The sequence below is a fragment of the Streptomyces sp. NPDC051286 genome (assembly GCF_044455345.1).
Taxonomy (GTDB): domain Bacteria; phylum Actinomycetota; class Actinomycetes; order Streptomycetales; family Streptomycetaceae; genus Streptomyces.
This window is the reverse complement of sequence record NZ_JBITER010000034.1, coordinates 26358-41705: the sequence shown is the minus strand read 5'-3', so window position 1 is coordinate 41705 and position 15348 is coordinate 26358. Positions and strand designations below refer to the sequence as shown.

Below are 15348 nucleotides of genomic sequence, written 5' to 3'. Positions count from 1 at the left end.
CCTCGGTGTCGCTGCGCCGCCGCAGCTACGAGGAGGCGATCGTACGGCCTGACCTGCGACAGCCTCACCTCGGCAACGCTAGGCGATGACAGAGTTCGCGCCGTTGGAGGACTCCATGACGTTCAGGCCTCCTCGATCTCCCACTGGAGGTCGCGCAGCCGAAAATGGCGGGCCACGAAGATGCTCTTCTGGGCGCGGCCGACCTCCAGCATCGCCGCGTAGCGGTGTACGACCTCCGCCTAGTCACCGCCCATCGCCTTGTGGACCGGCGCCGTCTCGCCCAGCGGGTAGTACGTCGTGTTCCCGGCGCTGGCGTACCGCGCCACGTCGATGAACAGGTCCGGCGGCAGGCCGATTGCCCGCACCGCCAGGAGCTTGTCGATCTCGGTGAGCATCGTCTCCAGGCTCACGTTGCCCAGCGCTTCCTTGATCTTCCCCAGCACCGCGGACCGTCCTTGCCGCGGCTGCCTCCGCCACTGGGTCCGGCCACGTCGTTCCGGGCGATGCCGCCGGCCCTGGCCTTGGCTCCATGGGCGTCCACACCACATGTTCGCAGTTTCTCGATCACCGTCAGCGGCATGTTGTGTATAACGGGGCGCGAGTGCAGGAAGTCCCCGGTGCGAACACAGGAAGTCGTCGAGATCTTCGGTGAGGGGCCGTTCACCCGGGTACACGCTTCATGATCCCTCACACCCTCGGCTCCCGTGAGCGCATACCCGCAAAGCAGCCGTCGCCATGAATGGTCCAACGGTCGGCTGACGTTGGAAGTGCCCTTGCCCGGGGGAGCCTCCAAGTCTGCAGAAACCTTCCGGCAAAAACCTCTAAGGGACAGGTGACAACTCCTGCCCGGTAGCCGGCAATGGGTCGGTCTGCGGAGAACATGTCACCCAGCAGGAAAACTCGTGCGCTCACACCCACGTAACGAGGCCAGGGACTGAACAGGTTCAGGCTCCTGGTCTCTGACCGCGCACGGGAGAGACAGTCCCTGCAGCCTCCAGTGCCTTCGGCGGGGCCTCAGGGGCTGAACAGAGCTGACCGCGGGACCGAAGGGACTGGGTCCCTTTCGGTCCCTGAGCTTCGGTCCCTGGTGTTTGTGCAGGTCAGAGGCTTTTCCCAGGAACTTGCAGGGACTGTAGGGACCGAAACTCGCAATTATGACGTAGACAAGAGAGTTATTCGTACACGCGCGCATACCAAAACATATCTACTACAGCTCATAATGGCGACGTTCAGTCCCTACAGTCCCTGTTTTCTTGTGCCTCAAGGCTCTGACCTGCATAGATCCCTTCCCCCCTGCCAGGGACTGCTTGAGTGCCCAGACCCTGCGCCTGGTCCCTGGCCCCTTTCGGTCCCTACGCCGCTCCAGTGGACCGCCGCATGGCAGGCGAAGTGCACTGTGCTCTTCGGTCCCTTCAGCCCCTTGGGTGGGAGAGAACCTCACACCCAAGGGACCCAAGGGACCCAAAGAACTGATAGAAATGGCACGCGGGGCAGACAGACTCCGTTTTCCGAAGGTGGGCCTTACACTCTTTTCGCATCAGAGTCCCTTCGGTCCCTGGCGGGGGACAGCCCCCACGTCAGGTGTGTGAAGTGATCGAGCAGGCAGAAGTGACGAGGACGATTCCTGTGCCGCGCGAAGGTGAGAGCCGCGACAGCGCAGCCAGAGTCACGCCCGGATCCTCGTGGGCGGTTGCCCGGTGGTGTGCCGCCCAGGGCTGGCCGGTCCATCCGCTGGCCCCTGGGAGGAAGACTCCGGTCAAGAACTGTGCCGCCTGCTCGGCGGGCAGGCACGACCCGGCGTCGTGCCCCTGCCCCCTTGCAGGACGTCCTTGTCACGGCTTCCACGCTGCGACGACCGATTCCGGCCTGATCGAACGCTGGTGGACCGACAGCCCCTCCGCAGGAGTGGGTGTCGCCTGCGGCCCCGCGGGGCTCGTGGTCATCGATGTGGACGCCCACCAGGTATCCGTTCCTGATCGGGGACACCTGCTTCCTGGAATCCCCATCCCCGACCAGGTGCAGCTCGACGGTCTGGCCTCGGGTTTCGACACTTTGGCCCTGTTGGCCGCCTACCGGGGAGAAACCTCCCCGGCCGAGGACACACACACGTTGCGGGTGCGTACCCCGTCAGGCGGACTGCATGTCTGGTACCGCAATCCCCATACGTCCATCCGCTACAGGTGTTCGACCGGATCCGCCCGGCACACGGCCCTCGCCTGGCAGGTCGATGTGCGTGCTGATGGCGGCTACATCGTCGCCCCCGGGACCCGTACGCCACGGGGCGTCTATCGTGCGGAGGGGGTGGCGCGCCATCCGGCCGTGCTACCCGAGTGGCTCCAGCGTGAACTCCGCCGTACGGGACATGTGGTCGAGCCCCAGGCTCCTGCCGTCGTCACTGCTGCCCCGGCCCGGGAACGGACCCCCCGCCGTGGAGCCTCCGCCGAACAGCTCATGGAGCTCCTGATCGCGCAGATCGCGCAGTGCGCCAAGGCCCCGGAGGGGACCGGGTTCTCGGAGAAGCTCAACCGAGCGGCCTACACCGCCGGCGGTCTGGTCGGGGCGGGGCACCTTGACCACGCCGCCATTCGAGACCGACTTATCCGTATTGCCCACTACGCCCGCCCTTGGCAGCAGTCCCGGAATGAAAAGATCGTCGACGACGCCCTTGCCGTAGGGTCCGTCCGCCCTCTCCGCCTCAAAGGACGTCCATGAGCAGCAGCGCCGAAGGCTCACCGCGTTTCGATCCGCAGGCCGCCGCGCAGCAGATGCTCGACCTGCAGTCGGCGCCCCCGGTCGTAGGTTCCGCCCGGCTGCCCACCCAGGGCTCTGCGGGTGCTCCCGCGCAGCCTGCCGCCGCCCCCGGTGGAGGTGTCGTGGCCGGCGGAGGTGCCGAGCCGTCACTGCTGCCTCCTTCGCTCTCCGACCGGGGAAACGCTCGCCTGTTCGTACAGCTCCATCACGATCAGTTCCGCCATGTCGAGGGCCTGGGCTGGTTCGCCTGGGACGGCTACCGGTGGAAGCGCGGGGGAGGGGAGAAGGCCGCGTTGTGGGCCGCGGGAGAGATGGCCGAGGACATGTCGGCCACCGACCCGCGAGGAGTCTTCAGCGACCGTGAGCTCGCGCAGCACAGGCGGCGCACGTTGTCCACCACCGGTCTGAAGGCCCTGCTGACCCAGGCGAAGGCGTCACCGAACATCTCCCTGGACCCGGACGGGCTCGACGGGGATCCCTACGCCCTGTGCACCCCGATCGGGGTGGTCGACCTCAACAACGGGCATCTGCGCAAGCCCGACCCCACCCGTGACTTCCACTCCCGGGCCACCAGCGTCGCCCCGCAGGCCATGGAGACCCCTCGCTGGCACCGTTTCCTCGCGGACACCTTCGGTGACGACGACGAGGGCCGGGAGATGATCGACTTCCTGCATCTGCTGTTGGGGTACTCGATCACGGGCGACGTGGGAGCCCAGGTCCTGCCCTTTCTCCACGGTGAGGGCAAGAACGGCAAGTCCGTGCTGCTCGACATCATGATTCAGATCCTTGGCGACTACGCGGACGCCGCCCCGCCGGGCTTTCTGATGGACCGTGGCGCCTTCTCGGAGCACTCCACCGAGCTGACCGAACTGCACGGGCGCCGCCTGATCGTGTGCAGCGAACTGAAGCCGAACGACAAGTTTGACGAGGCGCGCGTCCGGCTTCTGACGGGTGGTGACAAGATCAAGGCCCGCCGTATGCGGCAGGACTACTTCTCGTTCACCCCCACCCACCACCTGTGGCTGCTGGGCAACCACCGTCCCGAGGTTTCCACGGGCGGCTTCGCGTTCTGGCGGCGCATCCGCCTGTTGCCCTTCACGCGCACGGTCCCGGCGCACCGCAGGATCGACAACCTCGCCTTTGAGCTCGTCCGCGACGAGGGCCCGGGAATCCTCCACTGGCTGATCGAGGGGGCGCAGCGCTATCTGCGTACCAGGGACCCGCTGGAGGGCCCTGACAGGGTTCGTATCGCCACGACGGCCTACGCCACCACCGAGGACCACATCGGCCGCTTCCTGGCCGAATGCTGCACGCGCGACGGCGATTCCGGGAAGGACCTGCGGGTGGAGCAGGGGCTGCTCTACTCGGAGTACAGCTCCTGGTGCAACGCGGGCGAGGGGATCCGGCCCGCGACGCCCCGGGCCTTCGCCAACCGCGTACGCCAGGAAGTGGGCGTGGCTTCGCCGACCGACATGTTTAAGTCGAATGGGCGGAAATACTATCCGGGCATCGCACTGCTGGAGCACCCATGACGGCTGGGGTAGGTCGGCTCTCTCCACCACGTGGCCTACACCGTTGTCGGCGTGCGCTCTACGATGGTCATCAGGCCCCGCGTGCGGTGGCCTCAGAGCGGTCCGCCACCTGGCGGTGAGCGGGCCGGAGCGATACGGACAGATACCGTGCCATGCCCCATGGCAGGGGAGCACGCTGACGAAGGAGGGGCTGCAGCCATGAGTTCGCTGTTGACCGAGAGCGACCTCATCCACGAGGCCGAGGTGGTGTGGCTGGAGAACCTCGAACGGCTCGACTACGTCCGTCAGGCACTGGACAAGACCAGGCGACGCAACACCAAGCCGCCGTACGCCCGTGACGGGCGCATGGTGGGATACGCGCTGCTGGACGAGGACGCCTCCCCGGACCCCGACAGCGGCCTGTACAAGCGCCGGGTGTTCTTCCTGCTGCCCCATGACCGTGACAGCCTGCCCGCCGGCCTGTACCGCGAGGGGGCCCCGGGTGAGGCGGTCGACCCGCGCACGATCACCCCGAGGAAGCCGGGAGTGAAGACGCCCAGGTCCCAGAGCGGCTCGGTGGCCGTAGCGACGTCGGCGCCCTGACACCGCGACCGTCGAGAAAGCGCCCGAGCAGACCTTCCTCCCCGGCCAGGCCGGGCCGACAGCCCTCCGTTACTAGGACGAGCGAAGTCCTCGCGGAGTTCATGTGCGTCGGTCCGGAAAGCATCCGTCCGCCCGGGAACGTGCGTCCGCCCGGGAAGAGCCGACGCACGTCACGAGGTGTCGTGCCGTCCTACGCGGCGCTGTCCCGCGAGGCGGCGGTCTCGAAGACGAAGCCGCGGACGGCGTCCGCGAACAGGTCGGGCTCCTCGATGTGTCCCATGTGACCGCTGTTCTCCAGCACCAGCAGTCGTGAGTCGGGGATCAGTTCGTCGAGTTCGAGTCCCCAGCGCACTCCGCAGATCACGTCGTGCCGGCCCACGACGACCAGGGCCGGTACCTCCAGTCCCTTGAGTGCGACGCGGTCGTCGATGACGTCGGGCGTGAGGTCCTCGTCCAGCCCCGAGATGTACGTGGCCCGGATCGCGTCCCGGAAGGGGGCCAGCCGCTCCTCGTCACCCCAGTAGTCGGCGAAGTACGACGGCAGCACACCCCGGGCGACCGCCACGGTCTGCTCGTCGCTGGAGATGCTCGACATCGCGCCGAACGCGGCCATCACACCGGCCAGCCCCGGATGGCCGGCGTGCTTCGCGGCGAACGCCTCCACCATGCGGCCCGCCTCCGCGCCGTGCTCGGCCCCGGTGACGGGTGCGCCCTCGTACAGCACGACGCCCGCCAGCCGGTCGGGGCGGTGCAGGGCGTGGTAGGCGGCCACGAACGCGCCGTGCGAGTGCCCCAGCAGGTGCACCTTGGGTGCGCCCAGCCGGTTGATCAGAATCTCCAGGAAGCTGCTGTACCGCTCCCGCGTGTACCCGTGCGGGTGCGAGGGGAGACGGCTGTCCTCGGCGATGCCGACGGGCTCGATATACACCATGGTCAGGTGTTCTTCGAGGGCCGGCATGCGCATGTACTCCCAGTTGATGCCCGGGCCGCCTGAGTGGGCGACGCACACGGGGCCGCTGCCGTGGACGTGGTAGCGCTGGACGAGCCCGGCCAGCCGGTAGGAGTGGGTGCCGGGGGAGAGCGGGCCCATGTCGGGCGTCGAGCCGTCGGTGTGCTGGGTGGGCCGGTTCATCGGGACCTCCGTCTGGTGTGCAGGTGTCTGTGACACCGACACGACGCTGCGGGGGGCGAGAAGTTCGATCGTCATGATGTGATCTGAGTCATGGAGGCGGTGCGGTGGGGGAGCGGTGCGGATTCAGACCGCGGCCTCGGGCGTGGTGGAGGGAGACCCGGTCGGAGCGACCGCCGTCCGGCGTCGTGATCCAGGCGACCCCGGGCGGGCGGTGGTCGGGTCTGTCCGGCGGGTTGATCAGTTCCATCTCCCAGACGAACAGGGACCGGCCGGCCACCACGTGCAGGCCCTGGAGTCCTAGCCCGGACACCAGCGGCAAAGTAGCCGGGTGATCACGTGCTCACCGCAATGGCGGCCTGCTCGTCGTGTTCAAGCGGCTGCGCTCGGGATCGCGGAAGAACGCCACCTACACCGCGTTCCGCGAAGTCGGCCGCGTCATCCGCACCGTGCAACTGCTGCGCTACCTCTCGGACGCCCCACTGCGGCGGCGGGTGACCGCGGCGACGAACAAGGTCGAGGCGTTCAACGGCTTCTCCCAGTGGCTCGGGTTCGGCAACCGCGGCGTCATCGCCGACAACGACCCCGTCGAGCAGGAGAAGGCGATGAAGTTCAACGCGCTGCTCACGAACACCGTGGTGTTCCATAACGCCCTGGACATGGCCGAGATCGTCCGCCAACTGCTGGAGGAGGGGTGGGAGATCGACCCGGAGGACCTGGCCCACATCTCGCCATACCTGACCGAACACATCAACCGGTTCGGCGAGTACTCCATTCACGAACTCGGCATCCAGCCCGAGGCGTACGACCCGAAACTCGACGTCGACTTCACTCCGCTCCGCGACGAGGGCCCGACCGCAGCGGGCTTCAGCCGGGCCGCCTGACCGGCCCACCAGCGCACGCTGAGCGTGTCGGGGGAGTCGAGGTGGCGTCCGAGGCCCTGTTCTCGCATGGCTTGGCTACAGCCAGGTGACGTGTACCGCTCCGTGACGTCCTGCGGGCGGTCGCTGTAAGGGCCAGCGGTGCAGCGGATAGCGGTAGCGAGGTCCGGGGCCTGCGAACCCCGGATATTCCAAAGTCGTCTGCACTACAGTCGGCCGCAGTTGTGTGCGTGGTGCGGAGGTGGACGATACGTGGGGAGCTATACGACACGACGAGGCGTCCGAACCGGCGCGACGATGTGGCGGGCGCTCTCAGATGGTCCCGAGAAGCGCATCGCCCCCGACGGCGTGATGGATCTGATGTGGTTCCAGGACCGTCTCGTCGTGGCAGGCCCCGACACTCGGACGGTCATCGTGCCGACGCATGCCGGCAAGGTGACCTGGGGTCTCCAACTCGCTCCGGGCGTGGCGTACGCACTTCTCGGTGTGCCCGCACACGAACTGACGGAGCGGCGCGTCGAGTTGTCGGAACTCGTCGTACTCCCCAGGCACGACGGCTGGTCGTTCGAGGACAACGCGGCCGACGCGCTCGAACGGGTTTTCATCGCCCTATGGACGCGGGCGGACCCGGAGCGCTCCGTCCTTCGTCTGGCGACATCTCTCGACCGCGCTGCTCGCGAAGGCCTGAGCGTGCGTGAGACAGCAGAGCTCCACGACCTATCGGAGCGATCATTGCGTCGGCTCAGCAACCGGCTCTTCGGCTACGGCCCCAAGACGCTCATGCGGATTCACCGTTTCCAGCATGCACTCCACTTGGCACGAGCAGGCCTGCCGTTGAGTAGTGCAGCGGCGACAGCCGGCTACGCCGACCAAGCCCACTTCAACCGTGAGAGCAAACGGCTCACCGGCCAGACACCCACCACGCTCACACGCGTCGCTTAGCTGTTTTCAACAGGATGACGCCCTCTCAAATGCTCGCCTTTCTGGCTTCGTGTTCGTTCCCCTCGGCTGGCCGTTTCGTCCAAGCCTGACGTAGCCAACGGATGACAGGGTCCTCGTATGAGCATCAACCTGGGTCGCGCGAGAGCGTTCATGGCCTCGCACGCGCGAGTTCTCGATCAGCGGCGCTTCGAGGCCGTCACCACCGACAGCGACGCGGCTCGTAAGGCCATCATCCACGGACTCGACGCCTACCGAAACCCCGACGGCGGCTACGGATGGGGACTCGAACCGGACCTTCGTGCACCAGAGAGCCAGCCAGGAGGCGCCCAGCACGCGCTCGAGGCGCTCGCCGACGCCGGCCCTGCGACCTCGCCGCACACTGCAGCCCTACTCGACTGGCTGGACTCCGTGACTCTGCCTGATGGCGGGCTGCCGTTCGCGCTTCCGATCGGCGACCCCGCGGCGTGCGCCCCGTTCTGGGTACAAGCGGATCCCTCGGAGTCATCGCTGCAAATCACGGCCGCAGTCGCGACGCAGGCGTATCGCACCGCGTGCTGGGATGAAGCCGTACGAGACCATCCATGGCTGGCGATGGCGACGCGGTACTGCTTCGACGCGATCCGTAAGATCGACGAAGGGCCCTTCGCGTACGTGCTCTCCTTCGCGCTCCAGTTCCTCGACATCGCAGCCGACACCCACCCGGAGGCGCGTGACCTCCTCGACCACCTTGGACGGTTCGTCCCAAAGAACGGGGCACTCGCCGTCGTCGGCGGGACCGAGGGCGAGACGCTTCATCTTCTCGACTACGCGCCCGAGCCCGGGCGACCGATCCGCGGCCTGCTCGACCCCCAGGCTGTGTCGGACGACCTCGACCGCCTGGAACTCGGGCAGCGACAGGACGGCGGGTGGGTGGTCGACTTCACCGGCTATTCGGCCGCCGCATCACTCGAATGGCGTGGCTACACGACGGTCGGCGCCATCACTGTGCTGCGCATGAACGGACGCTGATCCCGGCTCGCTCTGGGCCACAGAGTGCGATTCGGCCCTGCTCTACAGCTGCCGGCGACCCGACGATCGGCATCGGGCGGCGGCCGGCACCGCCCGACCGCACCAAAGCCCTCGCGGAGAACCAGATCGCCGCCCTGTGGCGCCTGGACATCACCCTGCGAGAGAAGACGTTCTGGAAGATGCTCTACGAGTCCGCTGCACGGGCCGACGAGGTGCTGTGCCTGAACGTGGAAGACCTGTACCTGCAGGACAAACGCGGCAGGATCACCGCCAAGGGCGGGGCAACGGAGTGGATCCACTGGCAGTCCGGCACGGCCCAGCTCCTGCCCCGCCTCATCGCCCGCCGCACCCGCGGCCCGCTGTTCCTCACCGACCGCAAGGCCCCGGCCGGAACGCCGACGCTCGACGTCTGCCCGGAGATCGGCCGGGCCCGGCTCTCCTACCGCCGAGCCGAGGAGATCTTCGAGGAGAACACCCGGCTCCTGGCCAACCCCCTCGCCTCACCCGAGGACATCGAGGACCTGGACGGCTGGACACTCCACCGGCTACGCCACAGTGCCCTGACACACGATGCCGAGGACGGCACCTCAACACCGATGCTGCTGGCCCGCTCCCGCCACGCCTCCCTACGCTCCCTGGAGCGATACGCCCGCCCCGGCGTCGACGCGGTCGCCCGGCACGTCGCCGAGCGCGACCCCGCCGCCCGCCGCCGTCGCTGAACCTCCAGAACCTACCGGCGGGTTACTTGCTCTTTGGCGTCCGAGCTGGGACTACAGGGCCTTGACCGGCACGGCGGCTGCTGCTCTGCGGCTGGTTCAGTCGGTGGAGCTCTCCGCTGGGGGCCACGGCCCCTCGAAGGCCGGCCCGCAGTCGTGCGGCAGGTGGGCCACCACCAACGCGGCCGCCTCATTCGGTGTGAGTGACTCGCCCAGGACACGCGACGACGCGCCCAGTGGCGCGTACACGATGCACGATTGCGCGTCGCCCACGATGAACGGCAGGTCGTTGCTCCACGGGAACTGCGTGTTGCGGTGAAAAGTGAGCGCCCCGTGGCCCGGAAACGGGAACAAGGCCCGCAGCCGAGGTTCGGCGTAGGCGGCCTCTATGACTGCGGGCTCTCCCCGTCGCGCCGTGGGATGCCCCTCCAGCATGAGCCGCCAGGTCTTCTCGACAACCGTCTCCTCAGCCATCCCGCGATCATGACGTCTGCACTCGGCCAGGACAACCCGCTCCACCCTGATGGTCAAACTTCGATGAGACTCACCAAACTTCGCTGAGACCGGTCCTGGTACGCCGGGCCTCGCCCGGTCCGATGCCGTGCATGGCACGGAACGCCCACGCGAGCGCCTCGCCGGAGCCGTAGCCATAACGCACCACGATCTCCAGCAGCGTCTCACGCCCCGCGAGTACTTCGGCGCCCGCGAGGGTGAGCCGGCGGCGCCGGACGTACTCCGACAGCGGCATTCCCGCGAGCGCGGAGAACATCCGGCGCAGGTGGTGCTCCGAGGTGGCCGCGATGCGTGCCAGTTCCTCCACGTCGAGGTCCTGGTCGAGATGGCCCTCGATGTGCTCCATGGCCTGATTCAGCCGCTCCAGCATGCCCGGCCTCCTTTCTTTTTCCCTTTTCACGACCACCTTGCCAGCGATGATCGTGAAGCACGTCTACCCGGCGCTGCGGCCGGTGCCGTCTCCGTCCGGACCGGGGGTGCCCTGTCCCAGACCCCGGCGGATCGCAATCTCCACGGGTGAGTACGCGCCGTCGGCCCGTTCCAGTTCGTACGGTGCGGCCGGCATCAGCGGCGGCTGTGCCATAAAGCGCGGCCGCACCCCATGGTGCGGTTGAGCCGCGTGCACCAGGAACGGATGGCACAGGAAGACGTCGCCCGGGGACCCGGTGGCAAGGGCGAGTGGCCGGTGGTCGGACGCCGCCACCAGATCGGGGGCGAGGGTCAGCCCGCTCGCCCCGTCCTCCCCGTACTTCTCCAGCACCTTTGGCACGTCGAGGTGCGAGCCGACCCGGATCCGGGTCGGGGCGTCCTCCTCACCGACCTCGCTGAACAGGAACAGCATCAGCAGCGCCCGGCCCTGGGAGCGCAGATTCGTGAAGTACCAGCTCTCGCCTTCCGGCAGATAGCTCCCCTCGATGTGCCAGCCCGCGTCGTCCGGCTCCTCCTCGTGCGGGAAGCGCAGCGGGAAAGTGCCCAGCGAGTAGCGCGGCTCCCAGCGTCCCGCGCCGACGAGCAGGTCGTACGCGCGCTGCAGCGACGGGGAGTTGGGTGCGGCGGCGAACGGCCCCTGCGCCATGCCGCCCACCCAGTGCACGGGCTGCGTCCACGTCGACGGGTCGTCCGGGGCGCAGCCCGTCTCTCGCCACAGCAGCCGCGCGCAGTCCGCGGCCACGCGCGGCGCGACAGTGCCCTCCAACTTCACGAAGCCGTCGCGGAGGAAACGGGATACCAAGGTCGTGTCATCCATGCCCCCATCGTGCGGCGACACCGGCACCGATTACCCGACATTCTCCGCACCGCCTTTGTCGGGTGATCACCGGAGCGCGGTCAGGCGGTGCGCGCTGACTAGTCGACCATGATCAACCTCAGCGGCACTTTCTTGTACCGCAACTTTTCACACCCGAACCCGCTGGGGGCTTCTCGCCAGTCCGTCTGGGAGAAGTGCCAGTACGCCGGGACCACCGAGTTCCCCGAGGCCGCTTACTCGAAGGCCGGACCGCCGACCTCCGGAAGCGTCGACTCAGTCCTCGCTGCCGTCGTCGTCCTTGTCCGGCTCCGGCGCGTCCGGATCACGCAACGGCCGCAGGGCGCTGGCGGCCGGGGTCGAGACGGTGAAGCTGTAGCGGCCGAGCAGGTTCAGGTTGCGGTGCTTGAGCGGGGAGAGCCGGGCGATGTCCTCCTCGCGGATCTCGTGGCCCTCGGCCTGGAGCTGGGCGACGGCGGCGTCGATGTAGCGGGTCGTCCAGAGCACGATGGCGTTGAGGACCAGACCGAGTGAGCCGAGCTGGTCTTATCCGAACTAGTCCAGCTCAGGGACAGGTCCGCCTGCGAGCCGAATTCACGACAGAAAGTAGTCGTGAAGAAGTTGAGTGGGCGCGTTCCATCGGGCGTGTCGATCGCGTCGACCCCGTGCGCTTCGCGGTCTTACTGGGAGAACGCGTAAGTCCGGACGGGGTCGAGGTGCAGTTCGTAGGGCCCGAAGCAGTCGGCCGCGAGCGTAGCGACCGGAGCACCGCAGGGGCAGGCTCGGTTGAGTCCCTCGTCGCCGGTCGGTCCGCAGCACCCAGTGCTGTTCTCCCAGTTGGGCAGTGGCTGAAGGCCGGCGTCGTCGTCGGGGGTGCACCAGCACTGTCTGCCGGCTGCCCGCTGAAATGACGAAGCCTTCTTCGCGGCAGATCCGAGGTCCCCGCGGCTGAGCCGGCTTCGGGTTCTTCTGATCCTCCTGCACGACGTAGGGGGTCCCCAGGGCTCGGGATCGATCGCGTAGCGACCCCGCGGAATGGTGGAGGGTGCCCGACGTGTCTTCTTGTCCCGGTCACGCTCGCCGATGGAGACGTCAGGGATGGCGGCAAGCTCGGCCAGCTCCGGGCGTGATCGCGGCAGTGTCCCTCGTCGTCGAGTCCAGCGGACCGGTCCTCGACCAGCGGCGGGTGGCGGACCTCGCGCAGCCTTTCCGCCGTCTTGGCGCCGACCGGACCGGCTCCGGCCAGGGCAGCGGCCTCGGCCTCTCCATCGTCGCGGCCATCACCCAGGCCCACCACGGCACCCTGGACCTGCGCGCCCGCCCCGGCGGCGGCCTGCGCGTCACCATTACCCTCCCCCGTACGGACGGCGGGGCGACAGCGGAAGCTCCCAACACGGAGACGGGCGGGGTGCGTTGAGAGTCCTGGTGGTCGAGGACGCCCACTCCCTCGCCGAAGTCATTGCCGAGGGACTGCGCGACCAGGGCATGGCCGTGGACATGGCTCACGACGGGCTCGACGCCGCGGTCAAGCTGGACGTCAACGCGTAGGACGTCGTTGTGCTCGACCGCGACCTGCCAGGCATCCACGGCGACACCCTCTGTCAGATGATCACCGAGCGGGACGGCCGGGTGATGGTCCTGATGCTGACCGCCGCCGACTCACCTGGCGACCGCGTCAGCGGCCTGACCCTGGGCGCCGACGACTACCTCGCCAAGCCCTTCCACTTTCCCGAACTCGTTCTGCGCATCCGCGCCCTGGCCCGCCGTCGCCCCGCCGCCCGGTCCCGCGCCTTGAGCACGGTGGGCATCGAACTCGACCCGATGCGCCGCACCGCCAGCCGCGACGGCCACCAACTCGACCTCTCCGTCAAGGAATTCGCTGTCGCCGGGGTACGCGGAACTCACACCTGCTATGGCAGCATGTGTCTGTACGAGCGCGCGACACATGTGTCGCCGCAGCACTCCTCCGGAGGCTCCCATGTCCACACCGTCCGAATCCGCGGGCCGTTCCCCGGACCTCTCCCCGCCGCTCGGCGAGAACCCGGTGGCAGTCCTGGAGGCGGCCGTGTGGGCCATGGCCGCGATCGTGAGCACCCTGCGGCAGGCACTGTCGGAGCCCCTCGCGGACGTACTCGCGCGCGATCCGCGGCGCACCGCGGTCCTGGAGAGCGTGGGCCTGGTCCGTCAGGGCCCCGACGGGTACGTCGTCCATACCTCGCTCGACCAGGCGGACTCCGCGACGGCACGCAGCGCGGTGGAGGCGAAGCTCGGTTCGCTGCGTCAGGCCGTCTCGGCCGCCGCCTCCGACGAGACGGGGGCGGCGGAGGGTGGTTGGGGCGCGCAGAGCGACGAGGTGCTGCTCAGCCAGGGGCGAGCCTCCACCGCGACCGGTCGCGCGCTCGCCGGGAAGGTTGTACCGCGGCTTCCCGGGTGTGCCGAGCGGCTGGAGGCCGCGGGCAGCCGCATCCTCGACGTGGGCACCGGCGTCGGGGCACTGGCCCTGGCGCTGGCCGAGGGCTTCCCTGAGGCGCGGGTGGAAGGCATCGACGTACTGGAGCGGGCCCTGGGCCTGGGGCGGGCGGAGCTGGCCGCGGCGGATCCGGCCGTGGCCGCTCGGGTGTCCCTGCGCCGTGGGGACGCGGCGGACGTAAACGAAGAGGAGGCCTACCAGCTCATCTGGCTGCCGGCGCCGTTCCTGTCGGAGGAGGCGCTGCGGGCTGCCCTGCCCCGACTCGTCGCGGCACTGGCGCCGGGCGCGTGGCTGGTGGCGGGGACCAACCCCGCCGTCGATGACGCGCTGCGCCGCTCCGTCGGCCAGTGGACCGCGGTGCGCGGCGGCGGCAACGCCTTCGACACGGCGCGCATGAGCGAGGAACTCGTAGCGCTCGGGCTGGGGGAGGCGAGGACCTTCCCCACGGTGCCGGGCGGCCCTGTCCTCGTCGCGGCCCGACGCCCCGCGTGCTGAACCGCGGGCTCGGGATCCAGGGGGTGTTCGACGCCGAGGTGGCCCTCTCAAGCGCTCGGTTCTGCGCCTGCGGCACCGGTGGGGTGTCGCACGACCCCCGTAAGGCGTCGCACGGCGCCGCGAGTCCCGCTCGCGGACCGTTCGGCGGGCACCGTGGTGCGGGCGCCAGGTGACCGTTTCTCAGTGGGCGTTTGATGTTGATTCACGCTGGCTGTTTCAGAGTGTTTTGTCGCATTCGCCGCTAGCGTGCATGGCCTGAAATGCCTGGAGGCTCCCTATGGATAGGGAGCCTCCAGGCCATTGCCAAACCAGACGGAATCTGAGCGCCATATGTGAACTAAACGGGCTCACCGATCATCGCCTCGGAGTGCACGAATAGGCTGCTAAGGGGCGAAGTATTCCAAAAATCACTGACCTCAAAGAGGGTGGATCGCTGCTTAACATGCCTAAACGCCCTCTCAGGGGTCGTCACTTGTCGCGCGGGATGATGCGGAGCGTTCCCCGTGATCAGTCGGAGTCCATTTCGGGGGTCTGGAGCAGGTCCGCGGTGGCGACGTCCCAGTCGATCCCGGACAGCTCGTGACCTGCGGGAACGAGTTCATAGGTGCACTGCAGCCATTCCGCGAGCGGTGGCACGGGGAGCTCGAACAGGGCCGCCATGTCACCGGAGGTCAGCTGGAGCCACGCGGTCTCCCGCGCCTCCAGGTTCGACGGCCAGATCTGGACGTCCCCGAGTCCGCTCATCGAGTACAGCCCCTGCTGGAGGAGGTCTCGCCCGATACGCCACAGGACGCGCGGCCCGCCTTCGATGAGGAACTCCACGCACACGATCAAGGGGGACTCCGGGGCGAACCGGAAGTCCGCTCTGATCGCCTGCCGGGCGGAGACGTCCAGCACGCGCTCGATGTCCAGGATCAGCTCGGGACCACCGTGCGATGCCGTTCGGCGGGCCTGTACCCGTGATTGCTTACCGCTCATGTCGGGTGGATCCTTTTCTGTGGCTGGAGGCTGGCCCGACCTACTGTTGTCGCCGCGGGGGCGTCGTACATAAGTAACTTGACCGTTCTACATCACCTGCTGCGACGG

Annotated in this window: 17 protein-coding genes and 3 pseudogenes; 11 read left to right on the top strand and 9 right to left on the bottom strand. The window is 68.2% G+C overall.

Annotated elements, in window-relative coordinates:
• Nucleotides 1-239 precede the first annotated feature (239 nt).
• A complete protein-coding gene (locus ACIBB8_RS27745; RefSeq protein WP_398956616.1) occupies nucleotides 240-443 on the bottom strand; it encodes a hypothetical protein in 204 nt (67 codons plus the stop codon).
• A 1138-nt stretch (nucleotides 444-1581) separates the two neighbouring features.
• Here ACIBB8_RS27745 and ACIBB8_RS27740 point away from each other — a divergent pair.
• The 3 genes from ACIBB8_RS27740 to ACIBB8_RS27730 all read left to right on the top strand — a co-directional run bounded on the left by ACIBB8_RS27740 (nucleotide 1582) and on the right by ACIBB8_RS27730 (nucleotide 4865).
• Nucleotides 1582-2712, top strand: coding sequence for a bifunctional DNA primase/polymerase (locus tag ACIBB8_RS27740; RefSeq protein ID WP_398956615.1), 1131 nt, complete (start codon nucleotides 1582-1584; stop codon nucleotides 2710-2712).
• The gene (locus ACIBB8_RS27735) at nucleotides 2709-4283 is read left to right on the top strand and encodes a phage/plasmid primase, P4 family (RefSeq protein WP_398956613.1); all 1575 of its coding nucleotides are present in this window, start codon (nucleotides 2709-2711) and stop codon (nucleotides 4281-4283) included. The genes ACIBB8_RS27740 and ACIBB8_RS27735 overlap by 4 nt, the downstream gene beginning before the upstream one ends.
• Nucleotides 4284-4481: 198 nt before the next feature.
• Nucleotides 4482-4865 carry a DUF6009 family protein gene (locus ACIBB8_RS27730; RefSeq protein WP_398956612.1) on the top strand — a complete coding sequence of 128 codons (384 nt, stop codon included), beginning with the start codon at nucleotides 4482-4484 and terminating at the stop codon, nucleotides 4863-4865.
• A gap of 190 nt (nucleotides 4866-5055) precedes the next feature.
• Here the strand turns inward: ACIBB8_RS27730 and ACIBB8_RS27725 are convergent, their stop codons facing one another.
• Nucleotides 5056-5997, bottom strand: coding sequence for an alpha/beta fold hydrolase (locus tag ACIBB8_RS27725; RefSeq protein ID WP_398956659.1), 942 nt, complete (start codon nucleotides 5995-5997; stop codon nucleotides 5056-5058).
• Between the two features lie 88 nt (nucleotides 5998-6085).
• Complete coding sequence (locus ACIBB8_RS27720) at nucleotides 6086-6307, bottom strand: hypothetical protein (protein WP_398956610.1); 222 nt, start codon at nucleotides 6305-6307, stop codon at nucleotides 6086-6088.
• 55 nt (nucleotides 6308-6362) lie between these two features.
• On the opposite strand from ACIBB8_RS27720, the gene ACIBB8_RS27715 reads away from it, so the two are divergent.
• The 4 genes from ACIBB8_RS27715 to ACIBB8_RS27700 all read left to right on the top strand — a co-directional run bounded on the left by ACIBB8_RS27715 (nucleotide 6363) and on the right by ACIBB8_RS27700 (nucleotide 9544).
• Complete coding sequence (locus tag ACIBB8_RS27715; protein WP_398956608.1) at nucleotides 6363-6878, top strand: Tn3 family transposase; 516 nt, start codon at nucleotides 6363-6365, stop codon at nucleotides 6876-6878.
• A gap of 249 nt (nucleotides 6879-7127) precedes the next feature.
• On the top strand, nucleotides 7128-7817 hold the full coding sequence (locus ACIBB8_RS27710; protein ID WP_398956605.1) for a helix-turn-helix domain-containing protein: 690 nt from the start codon (nucleotides 7128-7130) through the stop codon (nucleotides 7815-7817).
• 117 nt (nucleotides 7818-7934) lie between these two features.
• Complete coding sequence (locus ACIBB8_RS27705) at nucleotides 7935-8825, top strand: hypothetical protein (RefSeq protein ID WP_398956603.1); 891 nt, start codon at nucleotides 7935-7937, stop codon at nucleotides 8823-8825.
• A 65-nt stretch (nucleotides 8826-8890) separates the two neighbouring features.
• Nucleotides 8891-9544 (top strand): site-specific integrase, encoded by a 654-nt coding sequence (locus ACIBB8_RS27700; RefSeq protein WP_398956657.1) that lies wholly within the window; start codon nucleotides 8891-8893, stop codon nucleotides 9542-9544.
• A 96-nt stretch (nucleotides 9545-9640) separates the two neighbouring features.
• Here ACIBB8_RS27700 and ACIBB8_RS27695 read toward each other — a convergent pair whose 3' ends face one another.
• From ACIBB8_RS27695 to ACIBB8_RS27680, 4 genes and pseudogenes are all read right to left on the bottom strand, one after another.
• Nucleotides 9641-10015 (bottom strand): DUF6193 family natural product biosynthesis protein, encoded by a 375-nt coding sequence (locus ACIBB8_RS27695; protein ID WP_398956602.1) that lies wholly within the window; start codon nucleotides 10013-10015, stop codon nucleotides 9641-9643.
• Nucleotides 10016-10100: 85 nt separating this feature from the next.
• Nucleotides 10101-10424 (bottom strand): annotated as a pseudogene (locus ACIBB8_RS27690) (helix-turn-helix domain-containing protein); the annotation flags it as partial.
• A 63-nt stretch (nucleotides 10425-10487) separates the two neighbouring features.
• Entirely contained in the window at nucleotides 10488-11300 is an 813-nt protein-coding gene (locus tag ACIBB8_RS27685; RefSeq protein WP_398956599.1) for a phytanoyl-CoA dioxygenase family protein, read from the bottom strand.
• Nucleotides 11301-11573: 273 nt separating this feature from the next.
• A pseudogene (locus ACIBB8_RS27680) lies at nucleotides 11574-11843 on the bottom strand (Tn3 family transposase); the annotation flags it as partial.
• A 580-nt stretch (nucleotides 11844-12423) separates the two neighbouring features.
• Here ACIBB8_RS27680 and ACIBB8_RS27675 point away from each other — a divergent pair.
• From ACIBB8_RS27675 to ACIBB8_RS27665, 3 genes and pseudogenes are all read left to right on the top strand, one after another.
• Nucleotides 12424-12714 carry an ATP-binding protein gene (locus ACIBB8_RS27675; RefSeq protein ID WP_398956598.1) on the top strand — a complete coding sequence of 97 codons (291 nt, stop codon included), beginning with the start codon at nucleotides 12424-12426 and terminating at the stop codon, nucleotides 12712-12714.
• Nucleotides 12711-12845: a hypothetical protein gene (locus ACIBB8_RS27670; protein ID WP_398956596.1), complete on the top strand. Its 135-nt coding sequence runs from the start codon at nucleotides 12711-12713 to the stop codon at nucleotides 12843-12845. The genes ACIBB8_RS27675 and ACIBB8_RS27670 overlap by 4 nt, the downstream gene beginning before the upstream one ends.
• A gap of 57 nt (nucleotides 12846-12902) precedes the next feature.
• Nucleotides 12903-12986: pseudogene (locus ACIBB8_RS27665) on the top strand (response regulator transcription factor); the annotation flags it as partial.
• Here the strand turns inward: ACIBB8_RS27665 and ACIBB8_RS27660 are convergent.
• Nucleotides 12957-13202 (bottom strand): hypothetical protein, encoded by a 246-nt coding sequence (locus ACIBB8_RS27660; protein WP_398956594.1) that lies wholly within the window; start codon nucleotides 13200-13202, stop codon nucleotides 12957-12959. The pseudogene ACIBB8_RS27665 and the gene ACIBB8_RS27660 sit on opposite strands and share 30 nt — an antisense overlap.
• A gap of 73 nt (nucleotides 13203-13275) precedes the next feature.
• On the opposite strand from ACIBB8_RS27660, the gene ACIBB8_RS27655 reads away from it, so the two are divergent.
• Complete coding sequence (locus ACIBB8_RS27655) at nucleotides 13276-14262, top strand: class I SAM-dependent methyltransferase (protein WP_398956591.1); 987 nt, start codon at nucleotides 13276-13278, stop codon at nucleotides 14260-14262.
• A gap of 507 nt (nucleotides 14263-14769) precedes the next feature.
• On the opposite strand, the gene ACIBB8_RS27650 is transcribed toward ACIBB8_RS27655, so the two are convergent.
• Complete coding sequence (locus ACIBB8_RS27650; protein ID WP_398956588.1) at nucleotides 14770-15240, bottom strand: SsgA family sporulation/cell division regulator; 471 nt, start codon at nucleotides 15238-15240, stop codon at nucleotides 14770-14772.
• Between the last annotated feature and the right edge of the window lie 108 nt (nucleotides 15241-15348).